Source organism: Micromonospora sp. MA102, from assembly GCF_025460765.1.
In the GTDB taxonomy this organism is placed as follows: domain Bacteria; phylum Actinomycetota; class Actinomycetes; order Mycobacteriales; family Micromonosporaceae; genus Micromonospora; species Micromonospora halotolerans.
The window spans coordinates 265,417-284,187 of the sequence record NZ_JAMWEG010000006.1 but is presented as its reverse complement, the minus strand read 5'-3'; the positions used below and the strand labels follow the sequence as shown (position 1 = coordinate 284,187).

At 76.1% G+C, this 18,771-nt stretch carries 17 protein-coding genes and 1 pseudogene; 8 read left to right on the top strand and 10 right to left on the bottom strand.

Translation table 11 applies throughout. From position 1 onward, the window contains the following. Positions 1 to 3: 3 nt before the first annotated feature. From NFX44_RS15165 to NFX44_RS15150, 4 genes are read right to left on the bottom strand one after another with little or no spacing between them, the layout of a single operon-like run. Positions 4 to 849: an LLM class flavin-dependent oxidoreductase gene (locus tag NFX44_RS15165; RefSeq protein ID WP_262284184.1), complete on the bottom strand. Its 846-nt coding sequence runs from the start codon at positions 847 to 849 to the stop codon at positions 4 to 6. A 29-nt stretch (positions 850 to 878) separates the two neighbouring features. Further along, positions 879 to 1,253, bottom strand: coding sequence for a VOC family protein (locus tag NFX44_RS15160; protein WP_262284183.1), 375 nt, complete (start codon positions 1,251 to 1,253; stop codon positions 879 to 881). Continuing rightward, entirely contained in the window at positions 1,250 to 1,891 is a 642-nt protein-coding gene (locus NFX44_RS15155) for a TetR/AcrR family transcriptional regulator (RefSeq protein ID WP_262284182.1), read from the bottom strand. Before NFX44_RS15155 ends, NFX44_RS15160 begins: the two co-directional genes overlap by 4 nt. 41 nt (positions 1,892 to 1,932) lie before the next feature. Beyond that, a complete protein-coding gene (locus NFX44_RS15150; protein ID WP_262284181.1) occupies positions 1,933 to 2,922 on the bottom strand; it encodes a tyrosine-type recombinase/integrase in 990 nt (329 codons plus the stop codon). Between the two features lie 152 nt (positions 2,923 to 3,074). On the opposite strand from NFX44_RS15150, the gene NFX44_RS15145 reads away from it, so the two are divergent. Then, positions 3,075 to 4,109 (top strand): YafY family protein, encoded by a 1,035-nt coding sequence (locus tag NFX44_RS15145; RefSeq protein WP_262284180.1) that lies wholly within the window; start codon positions 3,075 to 3,077, stop codon positions 4,107 to 4,109. A 162-nt stretch (positions 4,110 to 4,271) separates the two neighbouring features. Here the strand turns inward: NFX44_RS15145 and NFX44_RS15140 are convergent, their stop codons facing one another. From NFX44_RS15140 to NFX44_RS15130, 3 genes are all read right to left on the bottom strand, one after another. After that, positions 4,272 to 4,793 (bottom strand): DUF2087 domain-containing protein, encoded by a 522-nt coding sequence (locus tag NFX44_RS15140; RefSeq protein WP_262284179.1) that lies wholly within the window; start codon positions 4,791 to 4,793, stop codon positions 4,272 to 4,274. A 97-nt stretch (positions 4,794 to 4,890) separates the two neighbouring features. Next, positions 4,891 to 5,457: an isochorismatase family protein gene (locus tag NFX44_RS15135; RefSeq protein WP_262284178.1), complete on the bottom strand. Its 567-nt coding sequence runs from the start codon at positions 5,455 to 5,457 to the stop codon at positions 4,891 to 4,893. Between the two features lie 67 nt (positions 5,458 to 5,524). Then, a complete protein-coding gene (locus NFX44_RS15130) occupies positions 5,525 to 6,028 on the bottom strand; it encodes a MarR family winged helix-turn-helix transcriptional regulator (RefSeq protein WP_262284177.1) in 504 nt (167 codons plus the stop codon). A 69-nt stretch (positions 6,029 to 6,097) separates the two neighbouring features. Between NFX44_RS15130 and NFX44_RS15125 the strand changes: the two genes are divergently transcribed. After that, positions 6,098 to 7,333 carry an MFS transporter gene (locus NFX44_RS15125; RefSeq protein ID WP_262284176.1) on the top strand — a complete coding sequence of 412 codons (1,236 nt, stop codon included), beginning with the start codon at positions 6,098 to 6,100 and terminating at the stop codon, positions 7,331 to 7,333. Between the two features lie 10 nt (positions 7,334 to 7,343). Here the strand turns inward: NFX44_RS15125 and NFX44_RS15120 are convergent, their stop codons facing one another. Both NFX44_RS15120 and NFX44_RS15115 read right to left on the bottom strand, forming a co-directional pair. Continuing rightward, entirely contained in the window at positions 7,344 to 7,739 is a 396-nt protein-coding gene (locus NFX44_RS15120; RefSeq protein ID WP_262284175.1) for a cupin domain-containing protein, read from the bottom strand. Positions 7,740 to 7,766: 27 nt separating this feature from the next. After that, positions 7,767 to 8,252: a GNAT family N-acetyltransferase gene (locus tag NFX44_RS15115; protein WP_262284174.1), complete on the bottom strand. Its 486-nt coding sequence runs from the start codon at positions 8,250 to 8,252 to the stop codon at positions 7,767 to 7,769. Positions 8,253 to 8,350: 98 nt separating this feature from the next. On the opposite strand from NFX44_RS15115, the gene NFX44_RS15110 reads away from it, so the two are divergent. Continuing rightward, a complete protein-coding gene (locus NFX44_RS15110) occupies positions 8,351 to 9,898 on the top strand; it encodes a glycosyltransferase family 39 protein (RefSeq protein WP_262284173.1) in 1,548 nt (515 codons plus the stop codon). A gap of 54 nt (positions 9,899 to 9,952) precedes the next feature. Further along, the gene (locus NFX44_RS15105) at positions 9,953 to 10,771 is read left to right on the top strand and encodes a TIGR04222 domain-containing membrane protein (RefSeq protein ID WP_262284172.1); all 819 of its coding nucleotides are present in this window, start codon (positions 9,953 to 9,955) and stop codon (positions 10,769 to 10,771) included. Positions 10,772 to 10,811: 40 nt separating this feature from the next. Here NFX44_RS15105 and NFX44_RS15100 read toward each other — a convergent pair whose 3' ends face one another. Further along, positions 10,812 to 12,290, bottom strand: a complete 1,479-nt coding sequence (locus NFX44_RS15100) for a von Willebrand factor type A domain-containing protein (protein ID WP_262284171.1) — start codon at positions 12,288 to 12,290, stop codon at positions 10,812 to 10,814. 212 nt (positions 12,291 to 12,502) lie between these two features. On the opposite strand from NFX44_RS15100, the gene NFX44_RS15095 reads away from it, so the two are divergent. From NFX44_RS15095 to NFX44_RS33250, 4 genes and pseudogenes are all read left to right on the top strand, one after another. Beyond that, positions 12,503 to 13,969: a hypothetical protein gene (locus NFX44_RS15095; protein ID WP_262284170.1), complete on the top strand. Its 1,467-nt coding sequence runs from the start codon at positions 12,503 to 12,505 to the stop codon at positions 13,967 to 13,969. A 37-nt stretch (positions 13,970 to 14,006) separates the two neighbouring features. Then, a pseudogene (locus tag NFX44_RS15090) lies at positions 14,007 to 14,354 on the top strand (hypothetical protein); the annotation flags it as partial. Positions 14,355 to 14,805: 451 nt separating this feature from the next. Then, the gene (locus NFX44_RS15085) at positions 14,806 to 15,381 is read left to right on the top strand and encodes a hypothetical protein (RefSeq protein WP_262284169.1); all 576 of its coding nucleotides are present in this window, start codon (positions 14,806 to 14,808) and stop codon (positions 15,379 to 15,381) included. Continuing rightward, positions 15,378 to 18,605, top strand: a complete 3,228-nt coding sequence (locus NFX44_RS33250; protein ID WP_315974595.1) for a glycosyltransferase — start codon at positions 15,378 to 15,380, stop codon at positions 18,603 to 18,605. The genes NFX44_RS15085 and NFX44_RS33250 overlap by 4 nt, the downstream gene beginning before the upstream one ends. The last annotated feature ends 166 nt before the right edge of the window (positions 18,606 to 18,771 follow it).

The following is an 18,771-nucleotide window of genomic DNA, read 5'->3' as shown; positions in this document are numbered from 1 at the left end:
CGGTCAGCGCAGGGGACCTCGGGCGACCGCCGCGCGCATGGCGGCCGGATCGCCCGCCGGGACGTACTCCAGCCACCACGTCGCGCCGGCCGCCGCCAGCTCCGCCAGGTAGGCCCGCTCGGCCCGCTCGTCGGGTCGCCGCCGCCGGCCACCGATCGCCACGTCGAACGGCTGGCCGTCGGCGCGGGTCGCCGGCAGCGCGGCGACGAGGTCGCGCACCTCGTCGGGAGCGACGTCGGACCAGCCGGCCGTGTCGGTCAGCTTGTAGGGCACGATGCCGTCCGCGCGGGCGGCCCGCCGCAGCACGGCCCCGGCCTGCAGGCTGCCGCCGACCCAGACCGGCACCCGGGGCGACTGCACGGGCGCGGGCCGCAACGCCACCCCGTCGGCCCGGTAGTGCGCGCCCCGGTGCGTGACCCGCTCGCCGCCGAGCAGCCCGACCAGCAGGTCGAGGCCCTCGTCGAGCATCGCGGCGCGGGTCTTCACGTCGGTCGGCTCGCCGAACGCGGCGAGCCCCCGGTCGGCCGGGTCGCCGACACCCACCGCGACCCCGGCCCGCCCGCCGGAGAGGTGGTCGAGGGTGAGCACCTCGCGGGCCAGCTTGGCCGGGCGGCGCCGGGGCAGCGCGGTCACCGTGGTGCCCAGCCGGACCCGGTCGGTGCGGCCGGCCACCGCCGCCAGCACCAGCCAGGGATCCCAGGTCGGCGGGTCGTCCCCGGCGTGGTGGATGAGGTAGTCCTCCAGGAACACCCCGTCCCAGCCGGCCCGCTCGGCCAGCTCGCCGAGCGCGACCAGGTCGGACACCGTCACCGAGGCGCCTCCGCAGGAGATCTCCAGCCCGTGCCGCATTCCGGCACCCTACGGCCGGGGTGCGACGGTCAGGCCGGGGACATCACCTCGAAGAGGTTGCCCGCGTCGTCGCGGAAGAACAGTCCCCGGGCGCACAACGGATGGTCGGTGCGACCGTTGTCCGGCTCCCCCGGCTCGCTGCCGTAGGGCACACCGGCGGCGCGCAGCCGGGCCAGGATCGCGTCGAAGGTGGCCGGGTCCACGTCGAAGGCCAGGTGGTGCCCCTCCGGCGCGGGAACGCTCATGAAGTCCATGGTGAGCTGGTCGTTGACCCGTACCGGGGCGAAGTGGCCGTGCCGGCCCGCGGGCGGCAGGACCGGCAGACCCATCACGTCGGCGAAGAACCGGGCGGCGGCGTGGTGGTCGCGGGCCGGGACGATGGTGTGGTTGAGGGTGACGGTCATCGACTCTCCTCCGGAGCGGCCGGCGCGAGCGCGCCGTGCAGGAACAGGTCGACCAGCTCGGTCGGGGTGGGCCGGTCGTCCGCCAGTGGCGGGCGGCCGGGCAGCAGGACGGCGAGGAACAGGGCGGCCAGCCGGTCGGCCGGCAGCCGCAGCCGATCCCCTTCCGGGGCGAACAGGGCCGCGACCGCCGCCCGGGTGGCGGTAGCCGACTCCTGGCGGGCGGCGCCGTCGGGCGGCGGCTGGTCCCCGGCCGCGGCGCGGCGGGCCCGGCCGGGGCGGCCGGCGGTGTGGGCGACGGCGAGCACCGCGCCGAGCCGGTCCAGGTGGGCAAGCAGCGCCGTGGCGGCGGCGGTGAGCCTCTCGGCCAGCGGCTGGTCCAGCGGGATTGCGGCCAGTTCGGCGAGCGCGGTGTCGGGGCGCAACGCCTCGGCGACGGCGGCGTCGAGCAGGGCGTCCTTGTCGGGGAAGGCACGGAAGACGGTCGCCTCGCCGATGCCGGCGGCGCGGGCCACCTGCGCGGTGGTGACCGCCGCACCGTGCGTGGCGAGCAGGGGCAGTGCGGCCCGCACGATCATGGCCCGGCGCTCGTCGGGGCTCATGCCGGGGGCGCGGCGCCGGGGTGGCTGTGGATCGGTCATGCCGGACAGCATGCGGAGTGAGTACTCACTCCGTCAAGCGGTTATCCGCGCCGGCGGGCGCGGGCGGCCCAGATCGCGTACGCCGGGTCACGGTCCAGGTTGTGCCGGTCCCGGTCGTAGCGGCGGGTGGTGCGCGGGTCCGCATGCCCCATGGCGTCCTGCACGTCCTCCAGCGGCACCCCCTCGGCGCGGGCCGTCGTGGCGAACGCGTGCCGCAGCGAGTGCGGGGACAGCTTCGCCCAGGCGGGGATCCCGGCGGCCTGGGCGAGCCGGCGCACCAACCGGAACACCGCGTGCCGGTCCAGCCGCCCGCCGGTCGCGGTGGCCAGCAGCGGACCGGTCAGCTCCGGCACGCTCACCCCCTCGGCCGCGGCGCGCGCCGCCAGGTAGGCGTCGATGGCGTACGCGGTGCCGGGGGTGAGCGCGCGCCGGCGGACCTTGCCGCCCTTGCCGACGAACCGGACGCTGCGGTGCCCGCGCTCGGCGCCCAGGTCGGCGAGGTCCAGCGAGACCAGCTCGCCGACCCGTAGCCCCAGGTCGGCCAGGAGCGCGATGGCGGCCCGGTTGCGGGCGGCCGTCGGACCCGTGTCCGCGTCGGCGGCGGCCAGCAGCGCGTCCACCTCGTCGGGGGTGAGCCCGATCGTGGCCGAGTGGTCCCGGTCGACCCGGGGACGGTCGGCGGCGGCGACCGGGTTGGCCTCCAGGGCCCGCAGCTTGACCAGGAAGTCGTACCAGCTCGACAGGGCCGACAGGCGGCGGGCCACGGTGGCCGGGGTCAGCGGCCGACCGCCCCGCCCGCACGGCGTGGACTCCAGCTCCCGCCCGTAGGCGTTGACGTCGAGGAAGCTGGCCCGCAGCGGGTCGAGGCCCCGGCCGGCGCACCAGCTCAGCCAGCCGGCGACGTCCCGCCGGTACGCGTCCCGGGTGTGCTCGGACAGCCTCCGGTTGCGCAGCCACGCCTCGGTGAAGTCGGTCGGCCCGCCTTCAAGGGCGGGGACCGACCCGCGGGGCAGCACCTCGGGACGCAGCATGTGAGAAAGGCTCTCAGCCCGCCGGGCGATTCGCGACGAGGCGCGCCCGACGATCTCCCGCCGCCTCCACCGGCCGGCCTCTCCGCGGCGACCCGGGCGGCTTCGGCCGGCCGGCGCGCCGGCAGCCCACCGGACCGGGATACCGTCACGGCGTGCGTGCCAGCCGCCTGGTCTCCCTGCTGCTGCTCCTGCAGACGCGGGGCCGGATGACCGCCCAGGAGCTCGCCGACGCCCTGGAGGTGTCGGTCCGGACCGTTTACCGAGACGTCGAGTCGCTCGGCGCCGCCGGCGTCCCGGTGTACGCCGACCGGGGCCCGGCCGGCGGCTACCGGCTGCTGGAGGGCTACCGGACCCGCCTGACCGGGCTGACCGCGCCGGAGGCCGAGGCGCTGTTCCTGGCCGGCATGCCCGGTCCGGCCGCCGACCTGGGCCTCGGGCCGGTGGTGGCGGCCGCCGAGCTGAAGGTGCTCGCCGCGCTCCCCGACGAACTGGCCGACCGGGGTGGCCGGGCCCGGCAGCGGTTCCACCTGGACGCGCCCGGCTGGTTCCGGCACCCCGAACCCACCCCGCACCTGACCGCGCTGGCCCGGGCCGTGTGGGAGGACCGGCTGGTGGAGATGCGCTACCGGCGCTGGCGTGCGCCGCGCGAAGTGACCCGGGTGGTCGCCCCGCTGGGTGTGGTGCTCAAGGCGGGGCGGTGGTATCTGGTGGCCCGCTGCGACGAGCAGCTGCGCACGTACCGGGTCGGCGCGGTCCTCGACGTGGTGATCCGCGACGAGCGTTACGAGCGGCCCGCCGACTTCGACCTGGCCGACTACTGGCGGGAGTGGACCGAGCGCTACGAGCGGGACGTCTACCGGGACCAGGCCCGGATCCGGCTGACCGTGGCCGCGCTGGAGTTCATGCCGTACGTCTTCCCGCCGGAGATGAGCCGGGCGGCCCGTGCGGCGGCCGGCGAGCCCGGACCGGACGGCTGGCTGGAGACCACCGTGCCGATCGAGTCGGTGCGGCACGCCCACACCGAGCTGCTGAAGCTCGGCGCCGAGGTGGAGGTGCTGGCGCCGGCCGAGCTGCGCGAACGCCTCACCGCCACGGCGCACGCCCTGGCCCGGCTCTACCCGCCGGCCCCACCGGCGCCGGCGGGGGCGGCCGTGTCTCCGGCCACCCCCGCTCCGACCGCACCCTGACGGCCTCGCGCGCCCATCGTCCCCGGCACGCCGCCGTCAGGCGCTGATCACGCGGCGGCCGTTGCCCGCCGCCAATGACCGCGATCCGGGGCGGCTCGGCCCGCTCGGAGATCGGGACGCGCAGGGTCAGCACCCCGTTCTCGTAGCCGGCCTGGTCAACGCTCACGGTCGCCAGTAGACGCCCTGCTCGCGGGTGAGCAGCAGGTCGTCGACCAGGTAGCGGCGCAGGCTCACGTGATCGGCCTCGCCGCCCTCGCACCACCGGCGCAACGCGTCGTCCACGGCCCGCTCCGGATACCGCACACCCCGCTCGAAGGAGCGCTCGGTGATGTGCTCCAGCAGCACCCTTCGGCGGCCCCGCTGGGCGGGCAGCCGGGTCAGCGTGCCGTCGCGCAGGAAGGTGCGCAGGATCGTCTCGCGGGGGTTCGCGGCCGGCGCCGGGGCGGGCGGGCCGCCGGCGCGGGCGAAGTCCCGCAGCCGCTGGCCGTCGACCCGCAGCCCGGTCCCGTCGTCGGCCAGCACGCCGACGTCGGTGAGCCGGCGGACGGCGGTGGCGGCGTCCCGGGCGGACAGCCCGGTCCGGGACACGACGGCGGGGATGTCGGCGGCGCCGAGCACGATCGCGGCGAAGACGGCGCGGCGGCGCTCGTCGGCGAGCGCCCCCGCGAGGGCCTGTGCACTCATGATGGGCAGCCTGCCAGCGCCCGCCTCCGAGCGGCCACGGGTTTTCCGCCGGTCCCGCCGCGTCCACCAGGGAGCCGCGGCGGCGGGGCGGACCGGGTCAGGCGCGGACCGGCGCGGCGAAGTCGACGTCGGCGGTGTCGAGCGTGCCGGCGGTGCGGCCGGGCGCGGAGTGGAAGCGCCAGTAGAGGTTGGTGTGGGCGATGACCTGCTCCGGCGGTGGGGCGCCGTAGGCGGAGAGGTCCTCGGTGGTGTGCGCGTCGGCGACCAGCGTCGCGTCGTAGCCGCGGGTGATCGCGCCGTGCAGCGTGGACCGGATGCACGCGTCGGTCTGCGCGCCGGTCACGACCAGCCGGCCGACGCCGCGCGTGGCGAGGACCGACTCCAGGTCGGTCTCCTCGAAGGAGTCGCCCCAGGCTTTGTGCACCAGCGCCTCGCCGTCGCGGCGCACCAGCTCGGGCACGTACTGCCACTGCTCGCTGCCGGTGGGCAGGTCCTCGCTGCGGTGCTGCACCCAGACCACCTCGACGCCGGCGGCGCGGGCCCGGTCGACGAGGGCGGCGATGTTGCCGACCACCCGGTCCCGGTCATGGGCGTGCTGCACGACGCCGTTCTGCACGTCGATGACGAGCAGGGCGGCGTGCGGTCGGTCGACGAGCGTGCTCATGGCGCCTCCCGGACGGGTGTGGGCTGGTGGTGACCAACCTAGCCCCGCCCACCGACATTCCGGCCGGTCAGATCCGGCCGGGCTGCGGCTCGGCCGCCAGGGTGACCCGGCGGAGCAGGTCGGACAGGACCCGGCGCTCGTCCGGGGTCAGCGCGCCGAGAACCCGGTGCTCCTCGTCGCCGACCACCCCCATGGCGCGCTGCCAGGCGGCCCGGCCGGCGTCGGTGAGCTCCACGTCGATCCGGCGACGGTCCACCTCCGACGGGATCCGCCGGACGAAGCCCCGGCGGATCAGGGCGTCGACTCGCGCGGTGATCGAGGCGGGCGCCATCCGCAGGTCGCCGGCGATCTCCGAGGGCGCCGCCCGGCCGCCCCGGCCGGCGAGGGCGTGCAGGGTGCCGTACTCCTTCTCCTGGAGGTCCAGCTCGGCCAGCGCCCGGTCCTTCACCTCGCGCAGGTGCCGGCTGAGCAGCAGCATCCGGACGACCGCCCCCTCCACGTCGGGGTCCAGGTCGGGCACCACGGGCAGCCAGCGTTCGATGTGCTGGTCGACGGGATCGCGGTGGGTCACGCGAGCAACGGTACGCCGACGACGAAATATTCGTTGTCTAAATATTCGACGTCGAAGTAGTCTTCCCGAGTGACGCATCCCCTCCGGCTCCCCGCCTTCCGACTGCTGTTCCTCGGCCGCACCGTCTCCGCGGTCGGCGACGCCGTGGTCCCCACCGCGCTTGCCCTGGCCGTGCTCCGGGCCACCGGCTCGACCGCCGCCCTCGCCCTGGTGCTCGGCTGCGCGATGGTGCCCCGGCTGCTGCTGCTCCCCCTCGGCGGCGTGGTCGCCGACCGCTTCGACGCCCGCCGCGTCGCCCTCGGCACCGACCTGGTGCGCTGCGTCGCCCAACTGGTCGTCGGCATCGAACTGCTCGGCGGCGCACCCACCCTGGCCCACCTCGCGGTCGCCTCCGCCGTCGGCGGCGCGGCCTCGGCGTTCGCCATGCCGACCTCGTCCCCGCTGGTCGCCGGCACCGTCGAGGCCGACGGCCGGCAGCGGGCCAACGCGCTGATGGGCGCCACCGGCAACGCCAGCCGGCTGGCCGGCCCCGCCCTGGCCGGGCTGCTGGTCTGGACCGCCGGACCGGGGTGGGCGTTCGTGCTGGACGCCGCCTCGTTCGCGCTCAGCGCCGCGCTGCTGGCCGTCATCCGGGTGCGGCACGTGCCCGTACCGCACCGGTCGCTGCGCGCCGACCTGCTGTTCGGATGGCGCGAGGTCCGCTCCCGCGACTGGTACTGGAGCAGCCTGCTTGCCCACGGCGTCTGGAACGGCGCCGCCGCGGTGCTGCTCACCCTCGGCCCGGTCGTCGCCGTGGACCGCCTCGGCGGCGAGGGCGTCTGGGTGCTGCTCCAGCAGGCCGGCGCCATCGGCCTGCTGGCCGGGTCGCTGCTCGCCGCCCGGGCCCGCCCCCGCCGCCCGGTGCTGCTCGGCAACCTGGCCCTCGCCGCGTACGCGGCGCCGTTGCTGCTGCTCGCCGCCGCCGCGCCCGCCCCGGTGACCATCACCGCCTACTGCCTCGCGCTGATCGCCCTCGGCTTCCTCAACCCGGTCTGGGAGACCGTCGTGCAGGGCCAGTTCCCGCCCGAGGTGCTGGCGCGCGTCACCTCGTACGACTGGCTCATGTCGCTGGGCGCCATGCCGCTCGGGTACGCAATCGCCCCGCTCGCCGCCGACGCCTGGGGCGCCCCCGTCCCGCTCGCCGTGGCCGGGATGCTGGTCCTGGTCGCCTGCCTCGGGACGGCCGCCGTCCCCGGCGTACGCCGGCTGGGCTGGCCGGCCCCGACCCCGCCGGCCGCCGCGGAGCCCGCGCCGGCGGGGCGCTGAGGCGGACCGGTCAGAGCCGGTGCCCCGTGGTGGCGTCCACGTGCCCGGGCACCGCGTCGTGGCGCTCCCCGACGCTGGACGTGCCGGACGGCTCGAACATCAGGATCGACGCGCCGTCCGGCGCGGACGGCCGGTGCTCCACCCCGCGCGGCACCACGAACACCGCGCCGCGCGGCAGCACCACCTCGCGTTCCGCGCCGCCCGCCCCGTCGCGCAGGGCGATGCGCAGCTCGCCGTCGAGGACCAGGAAGAACTCGTCGGTGTGGTCGTGGGCGTGCCAGACGTGCTCGCCGGCCACCTTGGCGATCCGGACGTCGTAGTCGTTGACGGTGGTGACGATGCGGGGACTCCACAGCTGGTCGAAGCGCGCCAGGGCGGCGGCCAGCTCGATCGGCTCAGAACTCATCGGCCCATCCTCGCGCAGCGCCGCCGCTCAGAGGGGACGGTGCAGGACGTGCAGCCCCACCCGCCCGAGCGTGGGGTGCGTGAAGGACTCCGGCACGGTGCCGACCACCGTGAAGCCGAGCCGCCGGTACAGCGCGACGGCCACCGTGTTGGTCTCGACCACCGCGTTGAACTGCATCGCGACGAAGCCCTGGCGCCGCGCCCAGTCCAGGGCGTGCTCGCACAGCGCCCGGCCGACCCCGCGGCCCCGGGCGCCGGCGGCCACCATGAAGCTGGCGGTGGCCACGTGCGCGCCCGGCCCCGGCCGGTTGGCGCCCATCTTGGCGGTGCCGAGCACCGTGCCGTCCTCCTCGGCGACCACCGTGCGGCCCGGCGGCCGCTCCACCCACACCTCGTGGACCACCTCGGCCGGCCACGCCGGGTCGTAGGGGAAGGTCTCCTGGGCGGCGATGACGTCCTCGACGATCGGCCGGACCTGGTCCCAGTCGGTCTCGGCGTACTCCCGGATGCGCATCCCGCGCACGGTAGCCGGGCGCCCGGCGGCCGGACACCGGATTTCCGTCCGGCGGCGCGGGGCAGCGCGAGATGGCACGGCGGGACCATCATGGACGGGTGGCCGAACCCGTCACCGACCTCGACCGCCCCGACGCCGGGGCGTCCGCCGCGCCGACGACCCCGCCACCCGGGCCGCGCACCGCCGCGCCCTGGCTGGTCGGCGGGGCCGTCACCGCCGTGCTGCTGCTGCTCGCCGGCCGCTACGGCTACCACCGCGACGAGCTCTACTTCCTGCTCTGCGGCCGGCACCTCGACTGGGGCTACGTCGACCAGGGCCCGCTCGTGCCCGCCCTCGCGCGGCTGGCCGACACCCTCGCGCCCGGCAACCTGGTGCTCCTGCGCACCCCGTCGGCGCTGATCGCCGGCGCGGCCGTGGTGCTGGTCGCGGCGATCGCCCGGGAGTTCGGCGCGGGCCGCGGCACCCAGCTGGCCGCCGCCGTGCTGGCCGCCGCGGCCGGAGTGGTGCTGGCCGCCGGTCACCTGCTCAGCACGACCACTGTCGACCTGCTGGTCTGGCTGGTCGCGGCCTGGTGCGCAGTGCGGGTGCTGCGCACCGGCGACAGCCGCTGGGCGCTCGGCATCGGCCTGGCGCTCGGCGTGGGCATGCTCAACAAGCTGCTGCCCGGACTGCTCGCCGTCGGTCTGCTGGCCGGGGTGCTCATCGCCGGGCCGCGCCGGCTGCTGCGCGACCGGTGGGTGCTGGCCGGCGCCGGCGTCGCCGTCCTGCTCGCCGTGCCCGACCTCGCCTGGCAGGCCGCGCACGGCTTCCCCCAGCTCTCGGTGGCCTCGTCCATCGCCGGCGGCGACAGCTCCTACAGCGGCCGGGTCGACGCGATCGTGCTCCAGATGCTCATCATCAGCCCGTTCGCCACCCCGGTGTGGATCGCCGGCCTCGTCGCGCTGCTGCGCCGGCCCGGCTGGGCGGCGTACCGGGCGCTCGGCTGGGCCTGGATCGTGGTGTTCGCGATCGTCGTGCTCGCCGGCGGCAAGGGCTACTACGACGCCCCGCTGCTGCTGGTGCTCACCGCGGCCGGCACGGTGGTCACCGCCGACTGGGCGCGGCGCGGCGCGGCCCGGACGCGGCAGGCGCTGCTCGCCACGGCCGCCGCCCTGATGGTCGCCAGCAGCGCGATTCTGCTGCTGCCCACCCTGCCCGCCGACCGGCTGCCCGGCTTCGTGGTCGAGGTCAACTACGACGCGGGCGAGACCATCGGCTGGCCGGCGTTCGCCGACTCGGTCGCCGCCGTGCACCGGAGCCTGCCGCCCGGGGAGCGCGACCGGGCGATCGTGCTCACCGGCAACTACGGCGAGGCCGGCGCCCTGGCCCGCTACGGCCCGGCCCGCGGCCTGCCCCGGGCCTACTCCGGGCACAACAGCATGGCCGGGTTCGGCCGGCCGGCCGACGACGCCGACGTGGTGATCGTCGTCGGCTGGGAGCGCCCCGACCCGCTGCGCGCCTGGTTCACCGAGGTCACCGAGGCCGGCCGGGTCGACCAGCGCGTCGACGTGGACAACGACGAGAACGGCGGGCCGATCTTCGTCTGCCGCGGCCTGCGCCGCCCCTGGTCGCAGATCTGGGACAGTGAGGTGAGCCACGCCTCCTGAGCGGCGGGCGCACGGCCGCCGGGCGACCGGTGGGGCCGGGCCATACTTGTCGCCATGCTCTGGGGTGTCAGCGGACCGCTCTTCCTCCTCGACTACCTGGCGGCGGTCGCCGTGGCCGTCGCCGTCGCGCTGGCGGCGCGGGAGCTGACCGGCCGGCGGGCCCGGGGCGACCTCCCGGACGCGGTCGAGCTGGCCTACCTCACCGACCGCGCCCTGCTGGCCTGCCAGGTGGGCGTGGCCGCGCTGCACCGCGCCGGCGTGGTACGCCTCGGCGAGCTGGCCACCCTGTCGGTGGACGGCCCGCCGCCGCCCCGCTCGCCCGCGCTGGTCCGCGCCCTGCACGCCGCGCTGCGCCGGCCGCAGACCTGGGCCGCGGTGCTCGCCGACCCCGGTGTCGGCCGGGCCCTGCGCCGGCTGGTCGGCCGGCTCGTCCGCGACGGCTGGCTGCTCACCCCGGCGCAGCGGCGACGCATCGCGCTGGGCACCCTGCCGCTGTTCGCGGTCGCCGCGGTCGGGGTGACCCGGCTGGTGGAGAGCGCCGTCGAGGGTCGGGACGCCGGTGGCCCGGCCTCCGTGGTGGGCCTGCTGCTGTGCTGCCTGGCCACCGCGCTGGGCGGCTGGTGGCTGTGCGAGGTGCCGGAGACCGGCGCGGCCGCCCGCCGGCTGCTGCGCCGGCAGCGCCGGGAGCACGCCGAGCTGGACCCGCAGCGGCGGCCGACCTGGCGGGAGCGGGGCGCCGACCAGCTGCTGACCGCGATGGCGCTGTTCGGGCCGCGCCCGCTGCTCGCCGTCGACCCGGGCTTCGCCGTGCAGGTGGGAGTCGACCCGGAACGCAACCGCCCCGCCCCGGAGCCGAAACCCGCCCGCCGCTGAGGGCCGGCGCCTCCCCTGCCCGGCGCCGGCCCCCCACCGCTCAGCGCAGCTCGTCGGCGGACCGGATCACCCGCGCCAGGTCCCGCACCTCGGCGTCCTCGGTGGCGGCGGCCGCCCCGTCCGCGATGGCGGCCAGGTCGGTCAGCCGGACCGGCCCGTCGGACTCCGCACCCCGCAACGTCTCGGCGAACCAGGCCGCCGCGTAGCAGGCCCGCAGCCGTGGCGACGCCGTGGCGAAGCCGCGCTGCACGTCGGCGACGGTCACCGACCCGTACGTCTCGGCCGGGGTCCGGTCGGCCGGGTCGGTCCAGCGCACCTGCACCTGGGCGATCCGGTCGGAGGGGGCCGCGCCCTCGGCGAGCCGGACCGCGTACAGCGCGGTGACGCTGTGTCCGGGGCCGACCTCGCCGCCGTCGACCCGGTCGTCGCGGAAGTCCTCGTCGGCCACGGCCCGGTTGTCGTAGCCGACCAGCCGGTAGGAGCGCACCGCCTGCGGCGCGAAGGTCACCTGCACCTTGGCGTCCAGCGCCCGCACGCTCAGCGTGGCCGGCAACTGCCGGACGAACACCTCGCGGGCCTGTTCCCGCTCGCTGACGTAGACGGCGAAGCCGTCGCCCCGGTCGGCGAGCTGTTCCATCAGCTCGTCGCCGTAGCTGCTGCCGACGCCCACGCCGAGCAGGGCGATCTGCTTCTCCGCCTCGGCGCGTACCCGGCGCAGGATCGGCTCGGCCTCGGTGCTGCCGACGTTGGCCAGCCCGTCCGAGAGCACGATCACCCGGTTCGTCCGGCCGGAGCGGAAGCCGTCCCGGGCAACCCGGTACCCGAGCACCAGGCCGGCCTCCAGGTTGGTGCTGTCCCTGGTGTGCAGCGAGTCGATCGCCGCGTGCAGCGGCCGGGCGTCGGCGACCGGCGTCATCTCCCGCACCACCCGGGCCTCGTCGCTGAACTCGACCACGGCGATGGAGTCGGTGGGACGCAACTGGTCCACCAGCGTGTGCAGGGCGTCGCGGACCAGGTCGAGCCGGCCCGGCTCGCCCATCGACCCGGAGACGTCGATGACGAAGGTGAGCGCCGCGTCGGGGCGGCGTTCCTCGTCCTCGGCGCGGGTCTGCAGGCCGACGCGCAGCAGCCGCTCGTCGCCGCCGGCCTCGTGGGTCTCCGGCAGGCGGGCGCCGTCGACGTGCACGGCGAAGCCGTCGCCGGCGGGCTGCGGGTAGTCCTGCCGGAACGAGTTGACGAACTCCTCCGGTCGCACCGTGCCGCGCTCCGGCAGCCGGCCGTCCATGATGAGCCGGCGGGCGTAGCCGTACGACGCGGTGTCGACGTCGACGGCGAAGGTGGAGAGCGGATCGTCGGAGGCCCGGGTCTCGTCACCGGACCAGGGGGCGCCGGAATCCGGGCGGACCGGCCCGTGGGCCGCGTCGCTGCGCTGTCCGCCGCCGTCGGCGGTGCAGGCACCGGCCGTCACGGTGGTCGCCAGCGCCGCCAGTAGCAGCACCGACCGTCTCAGGTGGACCATGGTTCCTCCAAGGGGCTTGGGACGGGTCATGGCCATTGACGCAGGGCGACGACGCGGCGGATCCCGCCGTGGCCGAGCCGATACCCAAGCGCGACCCTCGTGACCGTTCCGTGCGCGGGCCGTTACCTGAGCGGCCCGGCGGGCGGCCGCGCCCTCCATGCGGCAGAGTGGGCGCACAGCCGGCGGTGGCCGGTGGGAGCAGGAGGTGAGCCGTGGACGGCCCGACCGGGGTGGTGTTCCCCGCGACCGGCGACGGCCGGCGCAGCACGACCGTGCTGGGCCGGGAGGTGGTCGCCGACGCCCTGCGGGCGGTGGACCCGGTCGGCGCCCGCTCCGCCGAGCACGAGACCGACTGGCGGCACGGCTACCTCGGTCACTTCCGCCGGCTCGTCGAGGCCGGCCTGCTCTCCCGGGAGGCCGCGCTCACCGTCGCCCGGGACGGGCTCGCCGGCCTGCACGCCCGGATGCGCTACGTTCCCGCCGACGGCGCCGAGGTCGCGCTGGACGAGGCGTTCGCGCTGCCCGACCGGGAGCCGCCGCTGGAGACCGCCACCGTGACCGGCGCCGGCCCGGTGGAGCGTGAGCTGTCCGTGCCGTACCGCGGGCAGCGCCTGCGCGGCGACGACCTGAGCCGCCGCCTCGACGCCTGGGTGGACGCGGGCGTCGTCGAGCCGAGCTTCGCCGAGGCCGTCCGGGCGGTGCAGGCCAACCCGGACTGGTTGGACCTGCGCGACCTGCGCATCGTGGTGCTCGGCGCGGGCGCCGAGATGGGCCCGCTGCCGTCGGTGCTGCGCTGGGGCGGCGACGTGGTCGCCGTCGACCTGCCCCGGCCGGAGATCTGGCGCCGGCTGCTGCGCACCGCCCAGCGGCACGGCGGCCGGCTGCGCCTGCCGGTGCGGCCCGGCACCGGCGACGGCGACGCCGCCCTCGCCGCCGGCGCCGGCGCCGACCTGCTGCACCGCCTGCCGCAGGCCGCCCGCTGGCTCGACGGCCTGGACGGCCGGCTCGTGCTCGGCAACTACGTGTACGCCGACGGCGCGACGAACGTCCGGGTCGCCACCGCGGTCGACGCGCTCACCGTCCACCTGGGTCGCCGCCGCCCGGACACCGCGCTGGCCTTCCTGGCCACCCCCACCGACGTGTACGCCGTGCCCGCCGAGGCCGTGGCCCACGCCGAACGCGGGTACGCCGCCCGCGGACTGGCACGCCGGTCCCTGCGACTGCTCTCCGGCGGCCGGCTGCTGCACCGCAACTACCCGCCCGGCGCCGATCCCGGGATCAACGACAGTCTCGTGCCGCAGCAGGGGCCGAACTACGCCCTGGCCAAGCGGCTGCAACGCTGGCGGGCGGCCGTGGCGCGGGACGCGGGCGCCACCGTGTCGTTCACCGTGGCGCCGCCCACCCGGACCCGTTCGGTGCTGCGCAACCGCGCTCTCGCGGCCGCGTACGCCGGGGCGCACCGGTTCGGCATCGAGGTGTTCGAGCCGGCCACCAGCAACACCCTGATGGCCGCGCTGCTCGTGCACGACCTGCGCACCGGCGGCGGTCCGGGCCAGGACCACCCGTGGCGGGACGAGGCGTACGCGGCGGCGCACGGCGGCCTGTGGCGGGTGCCGTACGCCCCGCGCAGCGCGCTCGGCCTGGCCGTGCTGCTGGGACTGGGTGGCGCACGGGCCTGACAGGTTTCCTTCTCTCGGGCGCCGGGAAGGCACCGGCATGGCCGAGACCTTCGCAGATCAGGACCTGACCACCCTGCGGTCCATCGCGCGCGGGGCCGGAATAACGGACACCGAGCGCATGCCGCACGACGAGCTGGTCGACATGTTGCGCCGCGCAGGGCTGGCCGACCCGGACGCCCGGCCGGTCGACACGAGCCTGGCCGATCCGGGTGACCCCGGTGTGCCCGGCGCGTACCACGCGCAGGGCGTCGGACGGCGGGAGTCCGTCGGTGGCGCGGGCGCACAGACGGCCGACTGGCCGGACCAGCCGACCGAGGATCCCGCCGGGCTGTCGGGGCTGCCGCGCAGCAGCCTGAGCCTGGGTGACGAAAGCACCGGCGGGCGTGCCGCCGAGGAGGCGATCGGCGCCCGGCCCGGGGAATCCGGCACCGAGATCGACGACCGCACCGAGGACGACCGGGGCGTACGGGGCGTACGGGGCGACAGCCAGGATCCGGCCGGGCTGTCGGGGCTGCCGCGCAGCAGCCTGGACCTGGGTGACGAGAGCACCGGCGGGCGCGCCGCCGAGGAGGCGATCGGCGCCCGGCCCGGGGAGTCCGGCACCGAGATCGACGACCGCACCCAACCCTGACCGACGGACCGCGAGCCACCCCCTGCCGCGGGGGTGGCTCGCGGAGCATTGTGGACCTTCATCCTGTTTCGCCACTCAAGGCCCGTCTGCTCCGTCTGAGGCGAATATGCCTTTCCTTCCGGATATGCTAATGGTGAAAGTTCGCCTCGGATCCTCACCTTAGAATCGGGACATACGCTCACAACCTCCCCAATAGCCTCAGCCGGTGGCATCTCGCATCTCGTTCGACCGGCTCCCCGGCGGCCCCCATCCTCCGACGACGACAGTCCCGCCCCGCCCCGCCCGCCCGGTCTTCGTCGATGCCACCGGCGCCCGCCGACGACGGCTCCGGCGCGCGGGAGTCCTCGTCGCGGTGGCCTCGCTGTTCTACCTGCCGATGGCCGCCGCCGCCCTGCTCCCAGGCCCGGCGACGCCGATGCTGCCCGGCCCGATCTCGGTCGGCGGCGGGCCGAGCGGCGGAGCCAGCCGCCCACCCGTCCTGGTTCCCTCGCCCGGGATCACGGCGCCGCGCCCGGTTCCGCCGCGGACGGAAGCGGCCGACCCGCGACCGGAGCCGGCCGCCGCGCGACGCCCGGCCCGCGCCGCGCGACCGGCGCCCCGGCAGGTCGACCCGACCCGGGACGCCGTGCCGCCGGCGGACCGGCCCACCACCGCGGCCCCGGCGCCGACCCCGCCACCGGCGGACCCGACGCCGTCGGTCACCCCGACACCCGCGGCGACCACCGAGCCCGCCACGACCCCGCCGACCCTGCCGCTGATCGATCCGGAGGTCGTCGGATGACGCTCCCGAGTCGTCGCACCGCCGGCCGGTTCGTCGTCGCCTCGCTGGCCCTGGTGGTCGGGTCCGTGCTGCTGGTCGAGGCCTACGCGAACGCCCGCTTCCGCCCCGACCACGTCCGCGACGCCGAGGACCAGGTCACCGTGCCCACGGAGATCCTGGACGGCGGGCCCGTGCTCGACGCCCGCGGCGCGCAGCCCCGCACCTACCGGCTGCCCGCGCGGACCATCGCCCTCACCTTCGACGACGGGCCGGACCCGACCTGGACCCCCCGGGTCCTCGACGTCCTGCGCCGGCACCACGCCCCGGCCACCTTCTTCGTCATCGGGTCGGAGGTGGCCCGCCACCCCGACCTGGCCCGGCGCGCCGTGGCCGAAGGCCACGAACTGGGCGTGCACACCTTCACCCACCCAGACGTGAGCCTGCTGCCCCCATGGCGGCAGCGGATGGAGTACGCGCAGACCCAGATGGCGATCGTGCACGCCACCGGGGTCCGGACGAGCCTGCTGCGCTTCCCGTACTCCTCGGTGCCCAGCGCCGTCGACGACGCCAACTGGCCGGTGATCCGGCAGGCCGCCGGACAGGGCTACCTGAGCGTGGTCAACGACCTCGACGGCGAGGACTGGGCGCGGCCCGGAGTGGACGCCGTCGTGCGGAACCTGACGCCGCCCGGCGACGACGGCGCCGTGGTGCTGCTGCACGACGCCGGCGGGGACCGGTCGCAGACGATCGCGGCCCTGGACCGGTTCATCCCGCTGATGCGCGCCCGCGGCTACACCTTCACCACGATCAGCGGGGGAATGAACCGGGCCCGGCCGGACGCGCCCGCGTTCGCCGGCAACGTCGCGGCGTCTACCGGGGACCGCTGGCGGGCCGCCCCGCTCTGCTGGGCGATCCGGCTGGCCGACGGGATCCTGCGCGGCCTCGGCCTGGTCTTCGTGGTGGTCGGGCTGCTCATGCTGACCCGTACGCTGCTGCTGCTCCTGCTGGCCGGCCGGCTGGCCCGGCGCCGACGGGCCCACCGTTGGCCCTGGGGCGTGACGGACGCGCCGGTCTCGGTCATCGTGCCCGCCTACAACGAGCGGGCCGGCATCGTCGCCACCGTCCGGTCCCTGGTCGCCAACGACCACCCCGGGATCGAGGTGATCGTGGTCGACGACGGGTCGACCGACGGCACCGCCGACCTCGTCGACTCGCTCGGCCTGCCCGGCGTCCGGGTGATCCGCAAACCCAACGGCGGCAAGGCGACCGCCCTCAACACCGGCCTCCTGTACGCCTCGCACGACATCATCGTCACCGTCGACGCGGACACCGTCTTCGAGCCTGACGCGATCCGGCGGCTCGTCGAGCCGTTCACCGACCCGGGGATCGGCGCGGTGGCCGGCAACGTCAAGGTCACCAACCGGCACGGGCTGCTCGGCAAGTGGCAGCACATCGAGTACGTCATCGGCTTCAGCCTGGACCGCCGGTTCTACGAGAAGCTGGGCTGCATCCCCACGGTGCCCGGCGCGGTCGGGGCCTTCCGCCGGCGCGCGCTGACCGGGGTCGGCGGGATGAGCGGCGACACCCTGGCCGAGGACACCGACGTCACCATGGCCGTCCTGCGCGCGGGCTGGCGCGTGGTGTACCAGGACCGCGCCCGGGCCTGGACGGAGGCGCCCGCGTCGGTGGGTGACCTGTGGCGGCAGCGCTACCGCTGGAGCTACGGCACCCTCCAGTCGATGTGGAAGCACCGCGGCGCCCTGCGCGACCGGGGTGCGGGCGCCCGCTTCGGCCGGTTCGGGCTGCCCATGCTCGCCCTGTTCGGCGTGCTGCTTCCCCTGCTCGGGCCGGTGCTCGACCTGCTCGCCGTCTACGGTCTGTTCTTCCTGGACACCACGAAGACGGCGATCGCCTGGCTGGTCATGCTGGCCGTGCAACTGCTCACCGCGGCGGTGGCCTTCAAACTCGACCGGGAGCCGCTGCGGCCGCTGCTCACCCTGCCCATCCAGCAGTTCGCCTACCGCCAGCTGATGTACCTGGTGCTGGCCCGGTCGGTGGTCACCGCGCTGACCGGCGCGCGGTTGGGCTGGCGGCGGGTCAAGCGGGCCGGCGAGGCGGTCGAGAAGACGCCCGTGGCACCGGCGGCCGGGACGCGGCCGGGCCGGGACCGCTGGTTCGACACCCTGCGGGCTCTCGCCCTGGGCCGGGTCATCGCGTACCACATGTTCGGGGCCGCCTGGCTCAGCTTCGCCTTCCCCGCCATGGGGGTGATGTTCGCCCTCGGCGGCTCGCTGATGGCCCGCTCGCTGGACCGTACGCCGGAGCGGGCGGTCAGCGGCCGGCTGCGTCGGCTGCTCCCGGGGCTGTGGGCACTGGCCCTGGTGCTCGTGCCGCTGATGCTGTGGCACGGCTGGTCCGACCGGCCCGCCTGGCCGGCGCTGCTGAGCTGGGCGGTGCCCCTGGTGCAGCCGCCGGGCAGCGAGTGGGCCGCGGACGTGACCGGAGTGCTCTGGTACCTGGTGACGTACCTCTGGCTGGTGCTGCTCTCCCCCGCGATGCTGGCGCTGCACCGGCGGTGGCCGCTGTGGTCGGTGCTCGTGCCACTGGCCGGCGTGGTGCTGCTCCAGACCGCGGCGCCCGGGTTCGACGGGCCGGTGGAGTCGGTGCTGACCGACCTCGTCACGTTCGCCGCCTGCTGGCTCGTGGGCTTCGCCCACCAGGACCGCCGGTTGCGGCGGCTCCCGGTGCCGGCGCTGCTGGGCCTGGCGGTGCTCTGCCTGGGCGCGGCGGTCGGCTGGCTGGCCACCCATCCCGACGCGGGGGGCGACCTCAACGACATCCCCGTGGCGCAGGCGTTCTGGTCGCTCGGGTTCGTGCTGGTGCTGCTGCGCGTCGCGCCGCCGATGGGCTGGCTGTCCCGGCTCCGGTCGCTGGACCGGCTGGTGACCGCGCTGAACAGCCGGGCGCTGACCATCTACCTCTGGCACAACGCCGCCATCGCCGTCTGCTTCGCCGTGGGCGACTCGATGGGTCTCTGGCGGGTCGGCCAGGTGGGTTACCTCGCGGTCGCCCTCATGCTGCTCATCGGCGTGGTGCTGGCTCTCGGCTGGATCGAGGACCTCAGCGCCCGGCGGCCACCGCGACTGCTGCCCTGGCCCCGCCCCACGAGCGGCCGGCACCCCGTGGAACCTCCGGTCACGCGCCCCGCCACGGTGGGACGCGAGACGACCCCGATGCGGACGTGAACACGTGCAAACGGTGGGACGCGAGACGACCCCGATGCGGACGTGAACACGTGCAACACGAACGTTCAAATCGTCATAACCAGGCGAATATGACTGATAATTGACTCAGGTTGGCGGGCGCATCCGACCCGCCTCACCTCGGAGACGACGTCACCGCGGGGCGGCA